Annotated in this window: 5 protein-coding genes; 3 read left to right on the forward strand and 2 right to left on the reverse strand. The window is 56.6% G+C overall.

Annotated elements, in window-relative coordinates; translation table 11 throughout:
• Nucleotides 1-21: 21 nt before the first annotated feature.
• A complete protein-coding gene (lspA, locus tag B3Y70_RS09800; protein ID WP_288589705.1) occupies nt 22-486 on the reverse strand; it encodes a signal peptidase II in 465 nt (154 codons plus the stop codon).
• A gap of 4 nt (nt 487-490) precedes the next feature.
• Complete coding sequence (locus B3Y70_RS09805) at nt 491-1,387, reverse strand: cation transporter (protein ID WP_008175823.1); 897 nt, start codon at nt 1,385-1,387, stop codon at nt 491-493.
• A 98-nt stretch (nt 1,388-1,485) separates the two neighbouring features.
• On the opposite strand from B3Y70_RS09805, the gene cadR reads away from it, so the two are divergent.
• The 3 genes from cadR to B3Y70_RS09820 form a co-directional block, all read left to right on the forward strand.
• Nucleotides 1,486-1,920, forward strand: a complete 435-nt coding sequence (cadR, locus tag B3Y70_RS09810; protein ID WP_008175821.1) for a Cd(II)/Pb(II)-responsive transcriptional regulator — start codon at nt 1,486-1,488, stop codon at nt 1,918-1,920.
• A gap of 179 nt (nt 1,921-2,099) precedes the next feature.
• Entirely contained in the window at nt 2,100-5,021 is a 2,922-nt protein-coding gene (locus B3Y70_RS09815; protein WP_273085903.1) for an efflux RND transporter permease subunit, read from the forward strand.
• The coding region (locus B3Y70_RS09820; protein WP_288589708.1) for a TolC family protein at nt 5,018-5,583 on the forward strand (566 nt) is incomplete at its 3' end. The genes B3Y70_RS09815 and B3Y70_RS09820, both read left to right, overlap by 4 nt.

Here is a 5,583-nt window from a genome sequence, read left to right on the forward strand (position 1 = left end):
GTCCAACTGAATGGGTCCATCTCAGCCCGTGACAAAAATCATGATCACGCCCAGGACTATGAAGGCGTCGGCAATATTGAATGCCGGCCAGTGCCAGGATTGCCAATGAAAATCCAGGTAATCGACAACATAGCCTCGAAAAACTCGGTCGATGACATTTCCGAATGCACCGCCAAGTACCATCGAATAGGCTAGGGCTTCGGTTCGCTTATGGCTGTCCCGAATCAATTTGACCAGAACAGCCGAGACGACAATGGCTATCGCAATAAAAAAATATCGCTGCCAGCCATCGCCATCGGCAAAGAGACTGAAGGCAGCGCCTTTATTCCATACGTGCACCCAATTAAAGAAAGGAGTGATCTCAACCGATTGCCCGTAAGCCATGGATTGCTGGACGAGCCATTTAATAAGCTGGTCGGCCAGTGCTATAAGTGCCGAAAAGCCGAGAAAGGTGAGCGTAAAAAAGCGAGAACGGTCTTCAGACATCGAATTATCCTTTTAGCGCAAGAATTCGCTTGGCACCAATGAGTACAATGCCTCCCACAATACCGCCAATAACCAGATCCGGGTAGTTGGAGCCGGTCCAGGCAACAAGAAGCCCTGCAAGGATAACCCCCAGATTGATGACCACGTCGTTGGCCGAAAATATCCAGCTTGCCTTCATATGCGCGCCGCCTTCGCGGTGCTTGGATATCAACAGCAGGCAACCGGTATTGGCGATCAACGCGACGAAGGCGATCGCCATCATCATCAGCGATTCAGGCTCACTACCGAAAACAAAGCGTCGCACCACCTCGACGAGTACGCCGATAGCCAAAATCAGTTGCAGTACCCCTGCCAGATGCGCGGCACGTACCTGCATTTTCGCACTGCGCCCTACGGCATAGAGAGCCAGGCCATAGACGGCTGCATCGGCAAACATATCCAGGGAATCAGCGATCAGGCCGGTAGACTGGGCGATCAGGCCAGCAGTCATTTCCACCACGAACATGATCGCATTGATACCGAGCAACACGCGCAGAGTGCCTGACTCCTGCGTAGCAGAGACCGCCGAGCTCTCAGCGGCCTTGATCGTCTCTGGGTCGGCAATGACGGTTTCCTGAAGAGAGGCGCCTAGCCCCAAGGTCGCCAGTTTCGCGGTAATGGGCTCAGCCTCGCCGTCATGCACGACCTCCAATCGGCGGTTCGACAAGTCGAAGGACAGCGTTCGAATCTCATCAAAGCCGTTCAGCGCCAAGCGGATCATCCGTTCTTCTGAGGGACAATCCATCTTCGGCACAGCATACACGCTGACCCATTCCCCTGACGCTTCGGAGGAGACCGGCATATCGGTATCCGCTGCAGGCGTTGCATCGCAGCTACATGGGCCACCACAGGCTTTACTCACGATACGGCTCCAGTTAACCAACATAGATTGCTAGTATTAAAAACTATATAGCTACTATAAGGTCAATGGGACAGATGATCCGTTGAGGAGTAAGCCTGATGCGCATTGGTCAGTTAGCCCAGATAGCGGGTATCGACACGCAGACGATCCGCTTCTATGAGCAGCAGGGCCTGTTGCCGCCGCCAGAACGGCAGGAGAATGGTTACCGTGTCTATACCGAGAAGCATGGCGAGTGGCTTGCCTTTATCCGCCGCTGCCGAATTCTGGACCTGTCACTGACAGAGATTCGCGAGCTACAGAGCTATCAGGACGACCCTCGCCAGCCTTGTACCGCCGTCAACGCCATGCTCGATGACCACATCTCTCATGTGCGGTCGCAGATAACTGCTCTGCAAGCGCTTGAGCAACAACTCGTTTCACTGAGGGCGAGTTGCAACGAGGGTCGGGAGATCAATGCCTGCGGCATCCTGACGGGGATCAGCGAGGAGAGCAAACAACAGCTGTATAGGGCTAGCTCAGGCCGTAAGGACTGAGCAGAGACATGCCGGACCTTGCAGTGACATTGTGAATGCATGGTGTGTTGATCGCGAAGCCTCACTGCGTATCTCGGCATGCGAACCTGGGCGTTGCTGCAAACTTGCAGGGGCCGTGAAGAAGAGTCGTCATCAACCAGGTAATCCGCTGAGCTGATGGTTGGTTCCGTCATCATGATATGAGCCAATCAACCAAAAAATCCGGATACCCCTTTTTTGGTGATTCCTTTGTCTATGTCATTTTCGATGACAACACCGATCTGTACTGGGCCCGCTCCCGGGTACTGGAGTACCTGAGCCAGGTGGCCGGGCAATTGCCCGATGCCGCCAAACCAGAGCTGGGGCCGGATGCAACCGGCGTTGGCTGGGTATACTCCTACGCCCTGGTGGACCGCACCGGTCAGCATGACCTGTCGGAACTGCGGGCTATTCAGGACTGGTTCCTGAAGTTTGAACTGCAAACCGTGCCCGGTGTATCCGAGGTCGCCAGCGTTGGCGGCATGGTGAAACAGTATCAGGTCGTGGTGAACCCGGACAGACTGCGGGCCCACGACATTACCCTGCAGCGCATCCATTCCGCCATCAACAGCGCCAACCAGGAAACCGGCGCCTCGGTGGTGGAGATGGCCGAGGCGGAATACATGGTACGGGTCACCGGCTACCTGCAGAACGAAGACGATCTGCGACAGGTCCCCCTGGGGGTCAACGACAACGGCAAGCCCCTGTTACTGAAAGACGTGGCCGATGTGCAGCTTGGCCCACAGGTCCGTCGCGGTATCGCCGAACTGAATGGGGAAGGGGAAGTGGCCGGAGGCATTGTGGTGATGCGTTTCGGTGAGAACGCCTTGAAAACCATCGAAGGGGTCAAGCAACGCTTGGAGGACATCAAAACCAGCCTCCCCGATGGTGTAGAAGTGGTTCCTACCTACGATCGCTCCACACTCATTAATAACGCCGTGGACAACCTGTATGGCAAGTTATTGAAAGAGTTCCTGGTGGTCGTCCTTATTTGCGCAGTATTCCTGTTCCATCTACGGTCGTCGCTGGTGGTCATCGTCAGTCTGCCCGTAGGTATCCTTGCGGCGTTCGTGGTGATGCACGCCCAGGGCATCAACGCCAATATCATGTCCCTCGGGGGTATTGCCATTGCCATCGGCGCCATGGTGGACGGGGCCATCGTGATGGTGGAGAACGTCCATAAACACATGGAGCGAACCCCGCTGACACCGGAAAACCGATGGGCCGTGATGTCGCGGGCCGCGGGTGAGGTGGGGCCCGCGCTGTTTTTCTCACTGATGATCATCACCGTGAGCTTTCTGCCGGTCTTCACCCTGGAGGCTCAGGAGGGCAAGCTCTTCGCCCCCCTGGCGTTCACCAAAACCTACGCCATGGCGGCGGCAGCCGGGCTGGCCATCACTCTCGTTCCAGTGCTGATGGGCTATTTCATCCGTGGCAAGGTATTGCCAGAACATCGCAATCCCATCAACCGACTGCTGATCGCCCTGTACCGACCGATTATCGGCTGGGCTTTGCGACGGCCGGCATTGATGCTTGCCGGAGGCCTGGTGGTGCTGATCATCGGCTTCTGGCCGGCCAACAAGCTGGGCAGTGAATTCATGCCGCCTCTGGACGAGGGGGATCTGATGTACATGCCCACCACCTATCCTGGTATCTCCATTGGCAAGGCCCGACAGATTCTGCAACAGACCGACAAGCTGATTGCCAGTATTCCGGAAGTGGAGACCGTGTTCGGAAAAATTGGCCGCGCCGATACGGCCACCGATCCTGCCCCGCTGACCATGATTGAGACCTTTATCCAGTTCAAACCACGGGACCAGTGGCGACCCGGCATGACGCCGGAATCTCTGCGCCGGGAACTGGACAGGACCGTCAGACTTCCGGGCCTTACTAACGCCTGGGTCATGCCGATCAAAACCCGCATCGACATGCTCTCCACGGGCATCAAGACCCCAGTCGGCATCAAGGTGGCCGGTCCTGACCTGGCGGTGATCCAGGGTATAGGGGAAGAGCTAGAGCGGGTGTTGACTGACATACCCGGCACAGCCTCTGCGTTTTCCGAGCGGGTGGCCGGCGGACGCTACATCAAGGTGGATATACAGCGCGAGGCTGCCGCTCGTTTCGGGCTGAATATCGCAGACATTCAATCGGTCGTACGTACCGCGATTGGCGGCATGAACGTGGCCAACACGGTGGAGGGTCTGGAGCGCTATCCCATCAATCTGCGCTATCCCCAGGGTTACCGGGATTCGGTGGAGCAGATGCGCCTGCTGCCGATGGTGACACCCAATGGCCAGCGTATCGCGTTGGCCGATGTGGCGGATATCCGGATCGACCAGGGGCCGCCCATGATCAAGTCGGAAAACGCCCGTATCAATGGCTGGACTCTGGTGGATATCGAGGGCCGGGATCTGGGCAGTTGGGTAAGGGAGGCGCAGTCCGTGGTGCAAGAACAGGTGGATCTACCTGCTGGCTACTCCCTGACTTGGTCTGGCCAATATGAGTATATGCAGCGGGCCAAGGAACGCCTGACGCTGGTGGTGCCGCTGACCCTGGCCATCATCATCATTCTGCTGTACCTGAACTTCCGCAACCTGACCGAGGTGGGCATTATTCTCGGCACCCTGCCATTCGGCATGATCGGTGGCATCTGGCTGATGTATCTGCTGGGTTACAACCTCTCCGTGGCCGTGGCCGTCGGTTTTATTGCCCTGGCCGGGGTGGCGGTGGAGATCGGAGTCCTGATGCTGGTGTACCTGAACCAGTCTCTGCATAACGCTTTGGAAACCGTGGATCATCAATCAGGCCAGCTGTCGGCAGATGCCCTGCGCAAGGCGATCAGTGACGGTGCTGCGCAACGGGTGCGTCCGATCATGATGACCTTCGCGGCCATTGTAGCTGGCCTGGTGCCCATCATGCTGGGCAGTGGCACCGGCTCAGAAGTCATGCAACGCATCGCCGGCCCGATGATCGGTGGCATGGTCACCACGTTGATCCTGACCCTGCTGCTGATTCCGGTGATTTTCTATCTCTGGCAGCGCGCACGGCTGAAAAAAATCGCCAAAAAAGGAACATTCCGATGATTAGACCCATTGGCATCCAAACCGTTCTGATCCTGCTGATCACAATGGCCTTGCCGATAAACGCCGAACCTATTGAGGTCGTTGACGATTGGGTTCAAGAGGCTCTGACCAATAACGCGACTCTGGGCGCGCAAAGATCTGTCGCCGAAATGTCAGAAGCCAAAGTGGAGGGCTCAGATACTTGGGCCGACCCGGTCATCAAGTATGGCATTGCGCCTGAAACTCTAGAGGGACCTAATACAGTTGGGCATCGCTTTGAGGTAAGCCAGCAGCTGCCCTGGCCGGATCATCTGTCGGCGTCTCGCAAGGCAGCGGAGGCCGGAATGCTTGCCGCCCAGCAGGAGACTCAGTGGCTAATAAGGCAGCTGACAGCTCGCGTTAAGGAGGCGTATGCATATTGGTGGTATACCAATGAAGCGATCAATCTCCATCATGAGACACGCGCTTTGGTCGAGCAACTGGCCACCGTAACGGAACAGAGGCTTGACTATGGCATCGGCTCGCAAAGTGAAATGCTCAGGGTCAAAACGGAGTTGGATACTCTAGCCCGGATTTCTCATAG

The organism is Marinobacter sp. UBA5687 (genome assembly GCF_002420325.1).
Taxonomy (GTDB): domain Bacteria; phylum Pseudomonadota; class Gammaproteobacteria; order Pseudomonadales; family Oleiphilaceae; genus Marinobacter; species Marinobacter nauticus.

Bases quoted from the DNA above. Each gene is read 5' to 3' on its own strand.
- lspA (WP_288589705.1), bottom strand. From the start codon at position 486: ATGTCTGAAGACCGTTCTCGCTTTTTTACGCTCACCTTTCTCGGCTTT.
- cadR (WP_008175821.1), top strand. From the start codon at position 1,486: ATGCGCATTGGTCAGTTAGCCCAGATAGCGGGTATCGACACGCAGACG.
- B3Y70_RS09815 (WP_273085903.1), top strand. From the start codon at position 2,100: ATGAGCCAATCAACCAAAAAATCCGGATACCCCTTTTTTGGTGATTCC.